An 18,672-nucleotide genomic window follows, 5' to 3' on the forward strand; every position below is an offset into this window, starting at 1 on the left:
CAAACAATACACCTGCAGATAATTAAAGATACAGGTAATCTTTACAACCTCAGGAACAATCCTTCCCCCTGCGCCTTAACATACCTGTACATCACGGCGCACACTCCAGCCAGGATCACCCCGGCCCCGAGCATAATTGCCCTGCCGTCCACACTGGTCAGCACAAACGACAGTCCTGCCGGAATAATCAAGCTGATGAAGCCCAGCAGCATCGCCACCAGCACTGCTGCACTTTGTTTGACGACCTGGACCTCATTGGTCCATTCGAGCTTGGGCAGCTTCAGGTTGACGATAATACCCATCAGCGCGGTATAGCAGGCATAAATGACAGGGATTACGAACAGCAGCAGGCTGTCTGCCCAGCCTGTGCCCAGCGAGATCATCAGCAGCACACAGCTCACAACCGTTATAGGCACTGTAATGGTCAGGTTCACCGCCACCTTGCTGAGCAGAATGATGTGCTTGGGCACTGGAGAGCTCCGCAGAATCCACAGATTGTTGCCCTCCAGAGAGATCGAGCTGGACGTAGTGCAGCTAAGGGCTACGAATAAGGACACAAACAGCGGCGCCAGTGTATTAAGATATTGCTGCAGCTGCGGAATGTCGGCCAGCTGTCCCAGCTGCTCCGGACTGGTGAACAGCAGGGAGACTGACATGATGAGCAGCAGCACCATGCCAATGCCGGTGTTCAGCACATAGTTGGAAGAGCTAAAATAACGGCGCAGCTCCTTGCGGTACAGGGCCTGAAAGGCTGTGGAGGCTTTGAGCGGCTGCATCGTATATTTTCCGCCTGCCCGGCTGGTCGTCAGACCGGTATGAATCGCTTTATAGCGGGTTCCCAGCACAGTGCAGAACACTCCAAATGCGAGCACAGACAGCAATATAAACAAGAGGAAGGCATCCATCCGGTATGCACTCATAGCATTCACATACAGCTCTGTAAGCGGGTATAGCTTGAATATCATATCCGCCAGCCCTGTTCCCAGCTCAGCCAGCTCCGGCTCGCTTCCTTCCAGTGTGAATGAACCCAGGATCAGAGCCACTACGAACAGCAGGGTCAACACCAGGCTGATCATCCGGCTCGCCCGGAACCTGGAAGAAAACCAGCTGATCAGTGCGCCGATTACGGACGCTGCAATAATGGGGATTAACGGGATACAGAGCAGCAGCGGCACAAAAAGCAGATAGTTATACGCTTCCGGCTGCACTTTTAACGCATAGACCGCTCCTGCAGGCAGCATAACCATCACGGTAAAAAACAGATTCAGCACATACAGCTGCAGCACCCGGCTTGCCACCACATGACTCGTCTTCACCGGCAGCGACATCAGCAGATCATAGTCCTTATAGCTGAACAGCACGCCGCCAGCTTTATACACTGTGGTGAAGAAACCGACAACTGACGTGACAGCCATCATAATAGCCAGGAGCAGGTCTAACCGGCCGATTTGCTCAAAAGCTGTTGCCATCGCGTAGCTGTACCCGAACGAAAAAACGGCAATCATCAGCACACCGAGCAGAAGGGCGATGCTGAGCAGGAGCAGCTTGCGCCGCTCTTTTGCATCCCTGGTATGCAGGGCCTTATTGAGGCCAAAGGTCGAGATCAGCTGCAGCTTCGTCAGTCTCCAGATATTAACCATGATCAATCAGCTCCATAAATACATCCTCCAGGCTGTTTTCCCCTTTTACATCCTCAGTTCTGCCCTCTGTAATCAGCCGGCCTTCCTTGATAATCGCAATCTTGTTGCACAGCTTCTCTGCCGTATCCAGTACATGTGTGGAGAAGAAAATCGCACTGCCCTCCCTGCACACCTCCGCCATGATCGTTTTTAGCGTATGAGCCGCCTTCGGGTCCAGTCCGACAAAAGGCTCATCCAGCACCAGCAGCTTCGGCTTGTGGATCAGCGCAGAGATAATCGCCAGCTTCTGCTTCATGCCGTGGGAATACCCGGAGATCAGGTCACCCAGATGGGGAGTCAGCTGAAAAGCGCCGCCGTATTTGGCAATGAGCAGCTCACGGTCCTTCCGGGATACGTTAAACAGATCGCCGATGAAATTAAGGTACTGAATCCCCGTCAGATGATCATACAGGTCCGGGTTATCAGGAATGTATGCGATCCGCGACTTGCAGGACAGAGGGTCTTTTTTCATCGAAATACCGTCAATTTCAATCTCGCCCTCTTCAAAATCCATCACGCCCACGACTGCCCGGATCGTCGTCGTTTTGCCTGCCCCGTTATGTCCGATAAAGCCGTAAATGTCTCCTTGCTCGACGGTCAGATTCAGATTATGTACGGCCTTCTTGCCGCCCTTATAGCTTTTGGAAAATCCTCTGATGGTTAGCATGCCTTCACCTCTCCCATACTGTTAAACAACTAACTGTAATACGAACAGCCAGGGCGAATCGTTCATTCCGGCGGATAAAAAAAATCGTTGTAACCTTTTTGTACCATCGTCCGTCTATGAAAACAAATACCACAAACTACTTCCTGAGGTGAACTCTAATGAAAAAATCATTCAAGCTCGTTACATTATCCGCCGCCGCTGCCATTGCGTTCAGCTTTGCCGGGGAACAATTCGCTTCCGCTGCCGCTTTTACCGATCTGAACAATGTAGCGGATAAAGAAAAAATCATCGCCCTGCAGGATCAGGGGCTAATCAAAGGAATCAGCGCAACGAAGTTCGGCCCGCATCTGCCGATCTCTGAAGCGGAAGGTGTGCAGATGATCGTCAATGCCGCCGGCCTCAATCTGGATACCATCCGGTTTGTGAAGGCGCCGAAGGCTACAGATTATTTTGCTAACGCCAATGATGCAGCCTGGTATGCGCAGGCACTCATAATTGCAGGTGTCCACGGCCTGGACCTGCCGGCTGATCTGCAGCCCGGCCGCAAGCTGACCCGCGAAGCCTTTACCCATCAGCTCATTGATGCGATTGAGCTGGGGGGCCGGCTGCCGATGATCAAGATCGCACCGGTGGAATTCGCAGATCAGGACCAGGTAACGGCCGAGTATTCCGGCTCAATCCAGCGTGCCCTGGCTTACGGGGTTGTGAAGCTGGACAACAGCGGCAAGCTGAATCCGCAGCAGCAGATTACCCGTGCTGAGGCTGCGGTAGAGATCAGCAATGCGCTTGCCTACCTGAAGGCACATCCGGCACCGGGTGCCCAGAACGAAATCCTCACCGCAGAAGAAGCCGTTCAATTGATCAAGGAAGCTGCGGGGCCTGAAGCGGATCTGCAGATCAAGATCGCACCAGCCGCCAGCATGAGCAGAGAATCCTTCACCTACCTGCTGATTAATACGCTGCAGACAAGCGGCCAGCTGCCGATGTATAAGCTCATTCCGGTAACAATAGCGGACGAGGATCAAATGGATATTCTGAACTCGGGGGCGATCCAGACTGCTCTTGCCCTGAAGATTGTCAGCCTGGACGAAGGCGGCAATTTCAACCCGAAAGACCCGATTACCCGTACAGACGGGACCGCGATGGTCAGCCGGGTACAGGAAATTCTGAAGAATAAAGGTGCAAAATAAGGGGGCTGAGGCAACTCACTCCTGCTAATGTACAAAAAAGAACGGCACCGGGTGCCGTTCTTTTCTTTGTTTATATGCTGATTCAGCAGCTTACAGCGCGCTGAATTTTTCTTTTACCTGTGAAAGCATATTGCTCAGTTCCTCATCACCCGCACCGCTTCCAACGCCGCCGAACAGGAGATGCTCCTGCACTTCAACGCCGCAGAATTCGAAGATTCCGCCGCCGGAGGTCTGCTTAAGCGAGTTGTGCATGCCAATAGCCTCATACACTTCCCCCGGAGTGCCGTGAGTGTTAACGATGACTGCTTTTTTGCCAGTGAACAGCTTGTCTATGCCGCCCTCCGCATTATACTGATAGGCGAAGCCGTAGGAAAACGTGCGGTCTACATAACCCTTCAAAATGGCCGGAAGCCCTGTCCACCAGATCGGATAGACAAAAGTAATAACATCCGCGTTGCGCAGATATTCCTGCTCTTCCGCAATATCAGCTGGCGTATTGCCTTCACGCATCGCTGCAGTGTCTGCAGGAGATAATACCGGATTGAAGCCCAGCTTATACAGATCCCGGACGTGAACCTCATGGCCCTTCTCTTTAAGAGCAGCTGCTGCGGTGTTAAGAATGGCGTGGTTGAAGCTTCCTTCATGCGGATGAGCATAGACGATCAAGTGGTTCATTATTTTACAACCTCCGGTTAAATAGTATTGGGTTTGGATATTAGCTGTAATTAAAAAAGAAGCGCCTCTCAAGTTGTAACTATATCAGTTACAGGTAGGGAAAGCAACTTCAATTTTTTAGGGCCGGATAATCCCGTAATGCACCAGATCCTCGTACCGGCCATCTTTTCTTATATGTTCTCTCAGGATCCCTTCCTTACTCATGCCTATTTTCTCCATTACTTTACCCGAGGCTATGTTGGAATTGAAATAACGAGCGAACACCTTATGGTACAGCCTGTCTTCAAAAGCAAACTTCACCATTGCCTCAGCCGCCTCAGTTGCATATCCGTTCCCCCAAAACTCTTCGCCAATCCAGTAGGCCAGCTCCCCGTTGTTGAATTTTTCAGCGTAGGACAAGGCTATCGCACCATATAATGCTCCGCTGATCTTGTCTGTTACGGCGAACTCATACGACAGCCTCGCATCAAAGTTAGCTTCATGGCGGTCAATCCAGCTCAGGGCATCATCAATCGTGTAGGGATAGGGGAGGTATAAGGTTGTTTTGTAGATATTAAAGTTGTCGCACAGCTTAGCTACCTCCGCCGCATCGGATGAGGTGAACATTCTCAGCAGCAGCCGTTCTGTAGTTATTGTTTTATTGATGTTGTTATATGACATACACAGCCTCCTTGATAAAGTGGGGGTTAGACAACATTTGTCCAGGGTAAAAGAACCTTTTGGTTTATTCTGGATATAACGTCATTCGCCGCAGTCCGCTTTATTTCCTCCGCGCTGAGTCACAGAGTTAGCTCAGTAGAGTTATAAAGATAAGTCTGCACTTAGCTCAATTAGATCAGTTTGCTTAGTTAGCCTGGTTGCCCGCCCGGCACACGTTGCAGGAGCATCCCTATCGACTAGTTCAGTAACTTAACTGCACCTTATACCGGCAACCTAACCACGAACTCCGAGCCCTTCCCCGGCGCACTCTCCACCGTTACATTGCCTCCGCTCAGCTCCACGATCCGCCGCACCAGCGGCAGCCCGAGGCCGTTGCCCTCTGCCGAGCGTGACTTGTCGCCCTGGTAGAACTTCTCAAAGATCCGCTTCATCACTTCCTCCGTCATTCCGGTACCTGAATCCGAAATTCGTACCGTTATAGCTGCCTCCGTACTGTATAGGCTGACCGCTACTTCCCCGCCGTTATCTGTAAATTTGAACGCATTGCCCAGCAGATTCAGCCACACCTGCATCAGCAGCTCCTCATTGCCATGATAAGCAACCGGTTCAAGCGTCAAATCCAGATTAATCCCCTTGTCATTCCACTGGGCTTCCAGCAGTAATAACGCCTGGCGGAGCTGCTCGTCGAGCGCGAACTCTGTTTTGCCGCCCACGATCTCCTGGTTTTCCAGCTTGGACAGCTTGAGGATGTTACTGGACAGGGAGGACAGCTGCCGGGTGCTCTCAATGATCAGCCGGCTGTAATCCGCGCGTTCTTCAGGTGTCAGCTCCTGGTCCTGCATCAGTGTGGCGTAGCCCTCAATCGCCGCAATCGGCGTTTTGAATTCATGCGATACATTGACGATAAAATCGTTGCGCAGCGTCTCCATGCCGTCCAGCTCCTGGACCATGCTGTTAAAGTTGACCGCCATCTCGCCGATTACATCCACCTTATGATCCTCATGCGCGATTCTGGCACTGAAATCCCCTTTGGCCACCTGTTTCGCCGCTTCACTAAGATCATTGATCGGAGCCAGCAGCTTCCGGCCGACAATGGCCGTAATGGCAGTACCGGTGAGGACACTTGCCAGCAGCAGCACCGAAATGGGCCAGACAATATGAAACCGCCCCACATCGATCAGCCCTGACTTGACGATCAGCAGACTGAGCCCAAACATCAATATCCCGTCACACAGCAGAATCAGAAAGACACTCAGCACCAGTGCTCCCCACAGGTTACTGCTTTTCCCCGGCCTCCTCACTGATGCTTCACCGCCTTGTAGCCCAGTCCGCGCACGGTTACAATTTCGAACTCCGGGCTGTCCTTGAAGCGTTCACGCAGCCTGTTGATATGCACATCCACAGTCCGGGCATCCGTCTCTGAGTCCATTCCCCAGATTTCGTCCATCAGCTGCTGGCGGGTAAAGATTTTGCCCGGATAGGACAGCAGCTTGTACAGCAGATAGAATTCCTTCTGGGGCAAAAGCGCGCTCCGCTCCCCCCGGTGTACCGTAAGCGAATCCGAGTCCAGGATGACTTCGCCGATCACCAGCCTGCGTTCATTCACAATCTGCGCCCGGCGCAGCAGCGCCCCGACCCGCAGAATCATCTCGTTCACGTCGATCGGCTTCACCATATAGTCATCCGTGCCTGCGTGATAGCCGCGCTGCTTGTCTTCAAAGCTCTCTTTTGCCGTAACCATCAGCACCGGGGTATGGTAGCCCGCTTCTCTCAGCCGCCCAATAAGCTCATAACCGTCCACATTCGGCATCATAATATCCGAAATGATCAGGTCAATATAGTGCGTATCGAGCAGCTCCAGCGCATGCTGACCGTCCTCGGCCAGTACCGGATTATAGCCGTGCTTCGCCAGCACCGTACCGATCAGCTGCCGCAGCTTGCCGTTGTCTTCAACTACCAATATGTTAATCATCCATACACCTGCAATCCCTTAATAGTCATCACAACCGTCCTGCAATTCCAATGCCTGTTCACATTGTACAATATTTATATGAACCCATTATGAACTTTAGCGCGTATCACTTACTATGTATCGGCCACTCCCCATGCTGTCCGGGGCGGTACGAGTTGATGTTCAGTTCATAAATGTATGTTACGCTTTGCACAAAGACAGAGATTCAAGGATGAAGAGAGGATGAGATTAACGGTATGCTGCAGCTTAAAAACATCTCCAAAAGCTATACCACCGGCAGTTTCACGCAAACTGCACTTAATGATGTAAGTCTCGATTTCAGGAAAAACGAATTTGTGGCCATTCTCGGCCCCAGCGGTTCGGGTAAAACCACCTGCCTGAACATCATCGGCGGGCTCGACCAATATGACAGCGGGGACCTGGTTATTAACGGAACCTCAACCAAGGCGTTCAAGGACAGTGACTGGGATGCTTACCGCAACAACAGTGTCGGGTTTATTTTTCAGAGCTACAATCTGATCTCCCACCTGAGCATCACGGATAACGTGGAAATGGGCATGACCCTGAGCGGCGTGAGTGCTGACGTCAAGCACCGCAAGGCAGTAGAAGCACTGGAGAAGGTCGGGCTGAAGGATCATATCCACAAAAAGCCGGGCCAGCTGTCCGGCGGACAGATGCAGCGTGTCGCCATCGCCAGAGCACTTGCCAACGATCCTGATATTATTCTCGCAGACGAGCCGACCGGCGCACTTGATACCGTAACCAGTGAGCAGATTATGGAGCTGATCAAGGAAATCGCCAAAGACAAGCTCGTCGTCATGGTTACACACAACCCGGAGCTGGCCGAAGCTTATGCCGACCGGATTGTGCAGTTCAGGGATGGAAAGGTCATTTCCGACACCAACCCTCCGGCCGACCTTAAGACCAATGCGAATTATCAGCTGAAAAAGACAGCAATGAGCTATTTTACCGCCCTCAAATTGTCCGGCAAAAATATCTCGACCAAAAAGTGGAGAACGGCGCTTACCGCCTTCGCCTCCAGTATCGGCATCATCGGCATTGCCCTGATTCTCTCCCTCTCGAACGGTTTCGATAAGCAGATCAGCAGCTATGAATCCGGAGCGTTATCCAACTTTCCGGTGACGATCAGCGAAACGGCCGCGCAGATTGATATGTCCAATCCGCCGGGAGCGCAAATGGAGGAAGCCGACAAGAAGTGGACCGAATTCACGGATGCCGCTGAAGTGTATCCGTATGATCCAACCGCCAACACGGTTCTGCATACGAATGTGCTGAGCGAGGAATATCTGGACTATCTGGACAAAATCGACCCTGCACTGCTCGATGGTGTATCCTACAGCCGTAAGGTGAACATGAACATCCTGCGTTCAGACGGCGAAACCGCAGTTCCGGTTGATACTGCCAGCCTGAACTTCACTACCTACCCGGATAAGCCGGCAGGTACTGAAGGCAGCTATCTGGCAGATTACTATGACCTGCTTGCAGGCAGTCTGCCTGAGCAGCCGACCGATCTGGTGATGGTTGTTGATGAATACAACCGGATGAACCAGAGCATTCTTGAAGCGCTTGGGTTTGATTATAATGCTGCCAATGTCAGCTTTGACGATGTTGTCGGCCGTGAGTTCAAGCTGATCTATAACAATGACTACTATACCGAAGCAGACGGCATGTTCAAGCTGAACGGTAATGCCGCCAACCTGAGTGAAATGTACAACAGCGCTAATGCCGTTACCCTGAAAATCTCGGGGATCATCCGCAAACAGCAGGACTCCCCGATGTCCACCATGTCGGCAGGTATCGCTTACTCCGACAGCCTGGCGGAGCAGTTCATTGAGAATGCACAGGGCTCAGCCATTGTGCAGGCCCAGGAGCAGCAGGATCAGGTCAATGTGCTGACAGGCAAAGTGTTCTCCCAGATCGGCGGAGTTGACATGAGCGGCATGCAGATGGGTATGGGAATGGGCATGGGCGGATCAAGCGCAAGTACGGATCCTGGCAATGCCAATTCCCAGGAAGCCGCACTTGCCGCGCTTGGCGCTGTAGCGACACCGTCCTCAATCTCCCTGTATCCGAAGGATTTTGGAGCCAAAGAGAACCTTGTAGCCTATCTAGATAAATGGAATGATGATCACAGCAAGGAAGAAATGATCGTGTACACCGACCTGGCAGCGATGGTAACCAGCCTGTCCAGCGGTATTATGGACGGAATTACGATGGTCCTGATCGCTTTCGCCTCCATCTCACTGGTTGTATCCCTGATCATGATCGGTATTATCACCTATATCTCCGTACTGGAGCGTACGAAAGAAATCGGTGTACTGCGTGCCCTCGGTGCCCGCAAAAAGGATATCACCCGCGTATTCAATGCAGAAACCTGCATTATCGGCTCGCTCTCCGGCCTGCTCGGGATCGGTATCGCCTATCTGCTGACCATTCCGGTCAACATCATTCTGAAGTCGATTACCGATCTGTCGAATGTCGCGCAGCTGAATCCGCTGCATGCCTTCGGACTCGTCGTGCTCAGTGTCGGACTGACCATGCTGGGCGGCTTCATTCCTGCCAAATTCGCGGCGAAGAAAGACCCTGTCGTGGCTCTGCGCAGTGAATAATCCTTTTGCCTTGCTTAACAAGGAGCTGGTCTTGGACCGGCTCCTTGTTTTCTTTATAATAAAGAAAAACGAAGTACTGGAGCTTAAATAATGAGAAGGTTTACGATTGAAACCGCCAGAAAAATAATGACCAATGAGATCAGTGTCGAAGCACTGCTGAAGCAGTATCCGGAGTATAAGGATGAGGTGCTGCGTGAGCTGGGTGAAATCAAGAAGGGCGCCGCGGCGAATGTAGTACAGGCCATCATCGACCGGTACACGGCCAGCGCCAGAACAGCCAATACCAAAATCAGCAAAAGCGGGATGAATGAAGCCACCGTGAATGCTTTTCTGCCGAATATTATCAAGGCGCGGTTTGCAGTCTATCTGCTGGAGCAGCTGAATATTGCCGTATCCGCCAATACACCTGCCGGCAATGTCCGTTTTAACCGCTGGGACGGGACCATCCTGCAAAGGCTGCTGTTCCGCAAAGGGTTCGAACGCAAGCCGGTGTCGCTGCCCCTGTTCCGCTTTTTCTGGAGATTCATTAAGGATAAAAAGATTCTGATGCCGCTCGTTAACAAAAAGGGAATCTACTGCTTCTACTCCAAAGAACTGATCAAGGAGCTGACAGTGTTGATCGGGGCCCGGAAATGTCTGGAGATTGCTGCGGGGGATGGAACGCTGACACGTTTTCTAAATGAGGCGGGTATGGCCTGCACTGCTACCGATGATTACAGCTGGAAGCATTATATCGACTATCCGGCTCACGTGGAGAAGGCTGACGCCAAAACGGCGCTGGCTAAATACACCCCTGAAGTGGTGCTGTGCTCCTGGCCCGTGCCGAAGAACCCGTATGAGAAGCATGTATTCAAGGCGGATTCCGTGCAGCTCTATATCGTGATTGGAACCAGAAACCCGCAGACGACCGGAGATTTCGAGGCTTACCATAACGCTGAGAAGTATACAATGGAGTTAGACGAGCGCCTGTCAGCGCTGATTCTGCCGCCGTCTGAGGACAATGCGGTTTATCTTTTCCGGAAAAAGACGGCCGGAGAGCTGTAAGGAAGTGAAGTTGTGCAGGTCGCATTCTGTCACAACAAGAAAAACGGTATACCGGACCATGCCGGCATACCGCCCGTCCCGCTTATTCTGTTATCCGACGACATTGCCTGCGCCTTGACGCTGCGTTCTCTTTCGGCTGACAGTGGCGGGATTCGTGAGGCTCCCCTGCATGACCGGTGTTATAGTGTGTATGTCAGCAGCTACTGATGCAGGATAGCGCTTCACAATTCCAATTTACCCGTTGCCAAATTTTTAAAACGGCATTTTAGCATCAGAATATTTTACTGGAAAAATGCCGGGCTTCTGCCTGTTCAAAGGGGATAGCAACGGCAAAGGTACAGCCCTTGTCACTTGTTTCCTTCAGCCATATTTTACCGCCCATGAGCTTAGCCAGCTGCCTGCAGATGGAGAGCCCGAGCCCCGCTCCGCCATATTTGCCCGGTGAACGGTGCTCATGAATTTGCGAGAATGAACGAAACAGGCAGTCCTTTTGTTCGGGCGGCAGCCCAACCCCGGTATCCCTCACTTCAACGGTCACAGTGACGCAGTCATCCTGAGTACTTGCATGTTGTACCACCAGTCCGACCTCACCGCGCTCCGTGAATTTCAGTGCATTGCTGACCAGATTGGTTAAGATCTGAGTGACTTTTGGGCTGTCACCCAGCAATAGCGGGCTGTCCGGACTGTCATATACCGCACACAGCCTGATCCCCTTTTTCCCGGCATCGGCTGTAAACAACTGCAGCACATGGTCTATGGCTTCCCGGATGCGGAAAGGTTTCAGCGCAAGCTTCATCGTGCCGGCTTCCATTTTGGAGTAATCGAGGATCTGGTCCATCATGGACAGCAGATTATTGCTGCTCTTCTCAATAATATCGACGTACAGCAGCTGTTCCTCCGTCAGCTCCGTGGTCTGCAGCAGACTGCTCATGCCGATCACTCCGTTCATGGGTGTGCGGATTTCATGGCTAAGCACGGCGAGCAGATTTTTTTTATCCTCCAGCACCCGTTCAGCCTTCTCCTCTGCCGCCCGCAACTCAGTAAGAGCCGATTCCATTTCCAGCAGGTTGGTGAAAAAAGCGGATAAAGATACCAGCAGTTCCACATCACGCTCCTGATATTGGTAGAAACCATGATCAAACGAGCACAACGAGCCGTAGAACTCCCCCTTCTCATTGCGGATCGGCACTCCGATAAATGAACACCCGCCGACAAACTCCGTCGCATCCATATCCCTTGTCAGCGGATGGGTCAGATTATTATCAATAACAAGCGGCCCCTGCGCATGTTCGGTGACCAGCGCGCAATAGGATTCCTCATTGTCCACCACCAGACCCTCGACCAGCATGATTTTATCCCGGTTAAAGGACTTGAGCACCTTAGTTGACAGACTGTCCAGATTGGCGATACAAAATGTATTGGCCGGAATCAGTCTGCTTGCAGTATCCATCACATGTGCTGCAGAAGCATACAATTTACCCGAAATCACCGACAATACATCAATGTATTCTGTTTTCAACATATCCCGCTCGTCCCTTCCATTCCATATATTCCTGCTGCTCCTCGGGGTCAATCCCAGCTTCTGCGGTCATTAATCTCCCGCTTCTCGCGGAAAGCCCGCTCCAGATCAATATCCAGCTTGTTCGCCAGATCAAAAATGTTCCACACCACATCATACATCTCATAGCCCAGATTGGCCTTGAGCTCTTCATCCGGATGAAAGGAGACCGACAGTACTTCCTTGGACAATTCGCCGACCTCGGTCATTAAATACAGCATCCGCTGTTCGATTGTGCTCGTATCAAAGCCCTTAACTTCACTAAACGTTCTCACATACCGTTGAAACTCTCCAGCATTCATTTCTTTATCCGCCCCCTATGACTATTCTTTCTATACGAAACTCATTATACATGAAAAAAACGCAGAGCCCTGTAATTTCGGGCTCTGCGTGAATTGAACTAAAACTTAACTTCATAGATTAATCTCTTTCAGCTAAACCGAAATAGCGCTCAGCATTGTTGTAGCAGATGTCCTCCACGATACCGCCCAGGAAGGGCAGGTCTCTAGGCGCTTCGCCGCTGGCCACCCAGCCGCCGATCAGGTTGCAGAGAATCCGGCGGAAATACTCGTGGCGTGTGTAGGACAGGAAGGAACGGGAATCGGTCAGCATCCCTACAAAGCAGCTCAGCAGGCCAAGATTAGACAGCGAGGTCAGCTGCTTAATCATGCCGTCCTTCTGGTCGTTGTACCACCAGCCGGAGCCGAACTGGACTTTGCCCTTGATGCCTTCGCCCTGAAAAGCCCCGATCATCGCCGCCAGCACATCGTTCTGCGCGCCGTTCAGATTATAGACAATTGTCTTCGGCAGCTCGCCTGTCCGGTCAAGACCGTCCAGCAGCTTGTATAGACGCTCGGCATAGCTGTGATCACCGATGATATCGAAGCCCGTATCGGGCCCGAGCTTCCGGAACATCCGGGTATTCGGATTGCGGAGTGCTCCGATATGCAGCTGCATCGTCCAGCCGTGCTCCGCATATTTGCGGCCCATGGCCAGGAACAAGGCCGTTGCATACTGGTCACATTCCAGCTTACTGAGGCTTTGTCCGCTCAGCCTCTTGCTGAAGATGGCTTCAAGCTCGGAGGCGGATGCCTCCTCAAACGGCAGATCGGTGAAGCCGTGATCCGAGATCATGCAGCCGTTCTTATCGAAGTACTCGATCCGCTCCAGCAAGGCGCGTTCTATGAGCGCATAGCTGGTAATCGGATACCCTGCCGCCTGCTCTAAGCTGGCCAGATAAGCCGGAAACGTCTCAGCTCCGATTAACAGGGCCTTATCCAGACGGAAGGTTGGCGTGACACCGGTCTTGAACTCTTTTTGCGCGGCTATTTCGGCATGATATTTGAGATCATCCGCCGGATCATCGGTCGTACAGATCCACTTCACGTTAGAGCTTGTGATCAGCCCCCGGGCCGTGAAAGCGTCAGTGGCAATCAGCTTGTTGCAATGGTCGTAGATCTCCCGCCAGTTCTGTGGATTCAGCTGCTCCTCCACACCGAAATAATGCTTCAGCTCCAGCGCAGACCAGTGATACAACGGATTGCCCACCGTATAGGGCAGCACCTCGCTCCACTTGGCGAACTTCTCTTCATCTGATGACGAGCCGGTAATGTACTTCTCCTCCACACCGAAGGTGCGCAGCGCACGCCACTTGTAATGATCCCCGCCCAGCCAGACATCGGTGATGCTGCTGAAGCGTTTATTTTCGGCTATGGCCTGCGGATCAAGATGGCAGTGATAGTCAATGATCGGCAGCGCTTTGGCGTACTCGTGGTACAGTATACGCGCTTCCTCCGACTGCAGCAGAAAATCCTCCTGAATTAATCCCTTCATTATTTATGCTCCCCTGCCTTTATTTCACGTATTTCTCTAGCGTGCTTCTTACTGCTCCCGGTCCGGCCAGCAGCTCATAGAACATGCCCTCGATCTTGCCGCCAAGGCCGATGTCATACAGCTTCACGCCGAACAGCTGCTCGTCTTCGAGAATAGCGCGCACATTAGAGCTGGTGTCGCCCAGCTTTACACCCTGCAGATGGCCCTGCAATGTTTCGAGCAGCGGGTCCGGACTGAGCGTAATGGCCTCGCCTTTATCGTCCACGCCCAGCAGATAACGGCACCATACAGCAATAGCCAGCGGAATGGCAGTCAGGTCAGCAGGGTTCAGGTCCTCTCTGCGGACATATGATTTGATCGTTTCACCAAAGCGGATCCCCACCTTCTGTGAGGTATCTGTCGCAATCCGCTGCGGCGCATCGGGAATGAACGGATTGGCAAAGCGCTCCTTCAGCACCTCATCCAGGAACTGCTTCGGACTGATAATACCCGGATCAACAACAACCGGCAGCCCTTCCTTGTAGCCGATAATCTCAACCAGCTTGCGCAGCGTATCGTCCTTCATCTCATCAGCGATCAGGGTGTAACCGAGCAGGCAGCCAGACACGGCAAGCGCCGTATGCAGCGGATTAAGGCAGGTGGTTACCTTCATCGTTTCAATATTATTGACCGTATCCCGGTCGGTGAAAATAATCCCCGCCTGCTCCAGCGCTGGACGGCCGTTCGTGAATTTGTCTTCGATGACCAGATATTCGCTGATCTCGGCGTTCACAAACGGAGCGGTATAGGTGTTCTTGGAGGTAACAATGACATTCATTTCGTCGATACCCTGCTCCAGCAGCGCAGCCTGAACGGTTTCGGACGGGCGCGGCGTGATTTTGTCGATCATCGACAGCGGGAAGGTAATCAGCTGCTCATTCAGCAGATAGTCCACGAAGCCTGCTTCCACTGAGCCTTTTGCTGCCCATTCCCTGGCAATTGTAACGATCCCGTTCTTGAGCTTATCCCCGTTATGCGAGCAGTTATCCATGCTGACAAAAGTCATCGGGTATGCGCCCTTCAGATACCGCTTGTATGCAAGGGCAGCCACGATGCTCATCGCATGGACCGGCTGCTCCGGTCCTCCGGCAATATCCTTCTCCACAATGCCGAGATACTGGCCGTTTGGTCCGGTCAGGGAATAGCCCTTCTCAGTTATCGTGAAGCTGGCCATCTGCAAGCTCGGGTTCTCGAAGATTTCCGTCAGCCGCCGGTCATCCGCTTCGCGGGTTTTGTCGGCAGTGATGCCTTCCGAGATGCTGCTGACCACTTTCTTCTGGAAGTCACCGCGTGCATTCATCAGCACCAGCAGGGTCAGATTGTCATAAGGCTTGTATACCTTGTCGATCATTTCAAAATCAAACGTCTCCGCCGCAATGATCCCCGTGTCCGCCGCCCCGCTGTCGAGCAGCTTCTGATGGGCATTCGCCACGAATCCGCGGAAGATGTTGCCTGCGCCGAAATGCACCCATTCCGGCTTCTCCAGCGTGTTCTGCGCTACTGTGTCATAGTCGAACTTGGGAAGCTCTACACCGGCGGCCTCCCAGGAGGCCGCTTCATTCACGATACTGGATCGGCTCAGGCGCAGCATGTTACTTCGCCTCCTTTACATTCTCCAGGCTATCCCATACGCCAAGCAGATACATAATACCCATCGCTCTGTCGTAGAGGCCATAGCCCGGACGGCAGTTCTTCTCTTCTCCCCAGAGGTGACGGCCGTGGTCCGGACGGACATAGCCGGTGAACCCGCTCTCATGATAAGCCTTTACCACCTCAGCCACATCAACACTGCCGTCGCGGCCGCGGTGTGACACTTCGATAAAGTCCCCATTGTCGAATACCTTTACATTGCGGATATGGGCAAAATAAATCCGGTCATGGAACTCACGGATCATCGCCGGCAGATCATTTTCGGGATTCGTGCCGAGTGAACCGGTGCAGAAGGTCAGTCCGTTGTAAGGGCTGTCTACGGCATCCAGCATCCGGCGGATCGTATCGCGGCTGCGGATGATACGCGGCAGTCCAAAGATCGGCCAGGCCGGATCGTCGGGATGGATGGCCATTTTGATATCCACTTCTTCACATACCGGCATGATGCGCTCAAGGAAGTACACCAGGTTCCCGAACAATTTATCTTCTGTCACATCGGCATAGGCCGCGAACAGATCATCCAGCTTAGCCAGACGCTCCGGCTCCCAGCCGGGCATGGTGAACTCGCCTGCGCCTTTGAGGATGCGGTCAACCATGTCGCGCGGATTATCGGTAATGGCAGCCTTTTCATAAAAGAGGGCGTTCGATCCGTCCGGCAGCTCCTTGTACAGCTCCGTACGCGTCCAGTCGAACACGGGCATGAAGTTGTAGCAGATGACTTTCACGCCGACTTTGGCCAGCTTGCGGATCGTATCAATGTAAATGTCGATATATTTGTCGCGGGACGGCAGGCCGATCTTGATATCATCATGAACGTTAACACTCTCAACTACAGCGGTGCTGAAGCCCTTGGCCGTAATCTGATCCGCAACCTTCTGGATTTCTTCCATCTCCCACACTTCACCGGCCACCTTATGATGCAGCGACCACACAATGCCCATTACCCCCGGAACTTGCCGGATATGGTCCAGAGTGATATTGTCGTTCCCTTCGCCGTACCATCTCCATGTCATGTTCATAAATAAACCCTCCTTATGATGTATAAAGCAAATGATAACCTAGTGAAATGATGTAAAAGCAAATAATAACCCCTTGTGCAGATTAGGCTCACGGCGTGATGTGCGGGAACACAGCGCAATAAAGCAGCTGGCAAAACCGGGCACAAAATGCCTAGCGGGTCTGATGCACACAATCCAGTTTAACGGATCTGAAGCCAAACCAAATCCAGAAAGCTTGATGCACAATCCAATCTTGTATACAAGTTTGACTTGATCATAGTTTAAACTCTGTAACGATGTCAATACCCAATTATGAAAGCCTATGTATACCCTTACAAAGCTGATGTTTGCGGCTTTTTTCACATGTGATCAGATTGTATTCTTTTGTTAACCCCCAGCATGATGTATACTAGATAACAAAATACAAAGTTGGAGCAAATGAAGCCATGTCAATTAAAGAAGAAATTATGAAGACACTGAAACAGGAGATTCTTACCCTGACCCTGAAGCCGGGCGCTATCCTCAGCGAGACGGTCCTGTCCGAACGGTTCCAGATTTCACGGACCCCGCTGCGCGATGTGCTGAAGCAGCTCAGTCTGGAATCGTATATTGATATTTATCCCAAGAAGGGAAATCTGGTTTCCTATATTGATCTGGAGTCGGTGGAGCAGATTATTTTTCTGCGGAGTGTGCTGGAGAAGGAGATCATCAAATATCTCTCGGAGCATCTTGCCCTGAAAGGCGTGCATGAGCTGAAGGATATACTGGACCGCCAGAAGGCCGTCATTCGTGAAGACAATGCCACCGAACCCTTCCTCAACCTGGACGATGCGTTCCATGCCGCCCTGTTCCGGCTGGCCGGCCGGGAGTATCTATGGAACCTGATTCAGCAGTCCAATGTGCACTATGTCCGCTACCGCAGGCTGCACATGCTCCGGAAAGAAAAGCTGGAGGAAATCTGGAACGAGCACCAGCACATTCTGGAATACATGACCCGGCGGGAAACCGACAAGCTGGAGGCGCTGATCCACCACCATCTGCGGGAGGATATTAATTCCTTGTATCTGCAGGAGAATTTTGCAGATTATATCCGGGGTTAAAGTGCCCTGGATCTGCGCTGTACGCCTGCCGGCGGGAAGAACAAAGGCATTTTTGCCTTTGATTTCGGCCGGTTGCCCACTTGAGGCAAATTCAAAGGCCTTTTTGCCTTTGATTTCGGCCCTTTGCCCACTTTGGGCATAATCAAAGGCATTTTTGCCTTTGATTTCGGCCGGTTGCCCACTTGGGGCAAATTCAAAGGCATTTTTACCTTTGATTCCGGCCGTTTGCCCACTTGAGGCAAATTCAAAGGCCTTTTTGCCTTTGATTTCGGCCGGTTGCCCACTTTGGGCAAATTCAAAGGCCTTTTTGCCTTTGATTTCGGCCGTTTGCCCACTTGAGGCAAATTCAAAGGCCTTTTTGCCTTTGATTTCGGCCGTTTGCCCACTTCGGGCAAATTCAAAGGCACTTTTGCCCTTCATTTCGGCCATCACAAAAAAGCAGCCAGTCTGGATGACCGGCTGCTTACGTTACACTAGACGGGAATTGCTACGGAGGATGGGATTCCGTTCTCTTTTATCTGTCCAGAGTGCAGTCCTACACTGTTCTTTCTAACAAAACCTCTACTCGTTTTTCCATTTCGCAGGCGGACCGGGCATTCCGTTTACAATCCACCATTCGCCTCCCCCACATATGCAGTTGCCATATATTGCAGCATGACCCCTTCTGATAACGCCTGATTCTTCTCTACGGTAAGATCCACCTCTTCATGAAACTCTATTATGTTCCTGGTTGAGCTTGTTTAATAAGTCGTATTTATCCTGATAATGAAGATGGTCATTCCAGACCACCGGCTTCTCTTGAATGATTGACACTTTGCTTCAATATGTTTAGTAATCGACGAATTTGCTGAAATTAACGATTGAATACAATTGTGATTATTTTATTATATACATATGTCGAATAGACGATCCATATCGATTAGTGCGCATTTCAATATTTTGCGAGCTGCCATTCTGAATATGAAAAAGGAGATAAA

General features: G+C 51.7%; 16 protein-coding genes. 4 read left to right on the forward strand and 12 right to left on the reverse strand.

The features are described from left to right. Positions 1 to 41: 41 nt before the first annotated feature. A complete protein-coding gene (locus AC4G46_RS22975; protein ID WP_491128958.1) occupies positions 42 to 1,640 on the reverse strand; it encodes a permease-like membrane multi-spanning protein in 1,599 nt (532 codons plus the stop codon). Continuing rightward, positions 1,633 to 2,346 (reverse strand): ABC transporter ATP-binding protein, encoded by a 714-nt coding sequence (locus AC4G46_RS22980; RefSeq protein ID WP_491124744.1) that lies wholly within the window; start codon positions 2,344 to 2,346, stop codon positions 1,633 to 1,635. The genes AC4G46_RS22975 and AC4G46_RS22980 overlap by 8 nt, the downstream gene beginning before the upstream one ends. A gap of 158 nt (positions 2,347 to 2,504) precedes the next feature. Here AC4G46_RS22980 and AC4G46_RS22985 point away from each other — a divergent pair, with 158 nt between their 5' ends. Beyond that, positions 2,505 to 3,536: an S-layer homology domain-containing protein gene (locus AC4G46_RS22985; RefSeq protein WP_491124745.1), complete on the forward strand. Its 1,032-nt coding sequence runs from the start codon at positions 2,505 to 2,507 to the stop codon at positions 3,534 to 3,536. A gap of 90 nt (positions 3,537 to 3,626) precedes the next feature. On the opposite strand, the gene AC4G46_RS22990 is transcribed toward AC4G46_RS22985, so the two are convergent. From AC4G46_RS22990 to AC4G46_RS23005, 4 genes are all read right to left on the reverse strand, one after another. Beyond that, positions 3,627 to 4,211, reverse strand: coding sequence for an NAD(P)H-dependent oxidoreductase (locus AC4G46_RS22990; RefSeq protein ID WP_491124746.1), 585 nt, complete (start codon positions 4,209 to 4,211; stop codon positions 3,627 to 3,629). Between the two features lie 117 nt (positions 4,212 to 4,328). Continuing rightward, the gene (locus AC4G46_RS22995; protein WP_491124747.1) at positions 4,329 to 4,871 is read right to left on the reverse strand and encodes a GNAT family N-acetyltransferase; all 543 of its coding nucleotides are present in this window, start codon (positions 4,869 to 4,871) and stop codon (positions 4,329 to 4,331) included. Between the two features lie 260 nt (positions 4,872 to 5,131). After that, complete coding sequence (locus AC4G46_RS23000) at positions 5,132 to 6,172, reverse strand: HAMP domain-containing sensor histidine kinase (RefSeq protein ID WP_491124748.1); 1,041 nt, start codon at positions 6,170 to 6,172, stop codon at positions 5,132 to 5,134. Beyond that, a complete protein-coding gene (locus AC4G46_RS23005; RefSeq protein WP_491124749.1) occupies positions 6,169 to 6,843 on the reverse strand; it encodes a response regulator transcription factor in 675 nt (224 codons plus the stop codon). The genes AC4G46_RS23000 and AC4G46_RS23005 overlap by 4 nt, the downstream gene beginning before the upstream one ends. Before the next feature lie 236 nt (positions 6,844 to 7,079). On the opposite strand from AC4G46_RS23005, the gene AC4G46_RS23010 reads away from it, so the two are divergent. Beyond that, complete coding sequence (locus AC4G46_RS23010) at positions 7,080 to 9,473, forward strand: ABC transporter ATP-binding protein/permease (RefSeq protein ID WP_491124750.1); 2,394 nt, start codon at positions 7,080 to 7,082, stop codon at positions 9,471 to 9,473. A 90-nt stretch (positions 9,474 to 9,563) separates the two neighbouring features. Next, complete coding sequence (locus tag AC4G46_RS23015; RefSeq protein WP_491124751.1) at positions 9,564 to 10,517, forward strand: hypothetical protein; 954 nt, start codon at positions 9,564 to 9,566, stop codon at positions 10,515 to 10,517. Positions 10,518 to 10,788: 271 nt separating this feature from the next. Here the strand turns inward: AC4G46_RS23015 and AC4G46_RS23020 are convergent, their stop codons facing one another. The 5 genes from AC4G46_RS23020 to uxuA all read right to left on the reverse strand — a co-directional run bounded on the left by AC4G46_RS23020 (position 10,789) and on the right by uxuA (position 16,616). Next, positions 10,789 to 12,039: a GAF domain-containing sensor histidine kinase gene (locus AC4G46_RS23020; RefSeq protein ID WP_491124752.1), complete on the reverse strand. Its 1,251-nt coding sequence runs from the start codon at positions 12,037 to 12,039 to the stop codon at positions 10,789 to 10,791. A 47-nt stretch (positions 12,040 to 12,086) separates the two neighbouring features. Then, on the reverse strand, positions 12,087 to 12,377 hold the full coding sequence (locus AC4G46_RS23025) for a MazG nucleotide pyrophosphohydrolase domain-containing protein (RefSeq protein WP_090713008.1): 291 nt from the start codon (positions 12,375 to 12,377) through the stop codon (positions 12,087 to 12,089). Between the two features lie 118 nt (positions 12,378 to 12,495). Further along, positions 12,496 to 13,908, reverse strand: a complete 1,413-nt coding sequence (gene uxaC / locus AC4G46_RS23030) for a glucuronate isomerase (RefSeq protein ID WP_491124753.1) — start codon at positions 13,906 to 13,908, stop codon at positions 12,496 to 12,498. A 19-nt stretch (positions 13,909 to 13,927) separates the two neighbouring features. Then, on the reverse strand, positions 13,928 to 15,538 hold the full coding sequence (locus AC4G46_RS23035; RefSeq protein WP_491124754.1) for a mannitol dehydrogenase family protein: 1,611 nt from the start codon (positions 15,536 to 15,538) through the stop codon (positions 13,928 to 13,930). A gap of 1 nt (position 15,539) precedes the next feature. Further along, entirely contained in the window at positions 15,540 to 16,616 is a 1,077-nt protein-coding gene (uxuA, locus tag AC4G46_RS23040) for a mannonate dehydratase (RefSeq protein ID WP_491124755.1), read from the reverse strand. Positions 16,617 to 17,041: 425 nt separating this feature from the next. On the opposite strand from uxuA, the gene AC4G46_RS23045 reads away from it, so the two are divergent. After that, positions 17,042 to 17,695, forward strand: coding sequence for a GntR family transcriptional regulator (locus AC4G46_RS23045; RefSeq protein ID WP_491124756.1), 654 nt, complete (start codon positions 17,042 to 17,044; stop codon positions 17,693 to 17,695). On the opposite strand, the gene AC4G46_RS23050 is transcribed toward AC4G46_RS23045, so the two are convergent. Next, complete coding sequence (locus tag AC4G46_RS23050) at positions 17,692 to 18,102, reverse strand: hypothetical protein (protein WP_491124757.1); 411 nt, start codon at positions 18,100 to 18,102, stop codon at positions 17,692 to 17,694. The genes AC4G46_RS23045 and AC4G46_RS23050 overlap by 4 nt on opposite strands. Positions 18,103 to 18,672 lie beyond the last annotated feature (570 nt).

Source organism: Paenibacillus sp. fava2, from assembly GCF_058313675.1.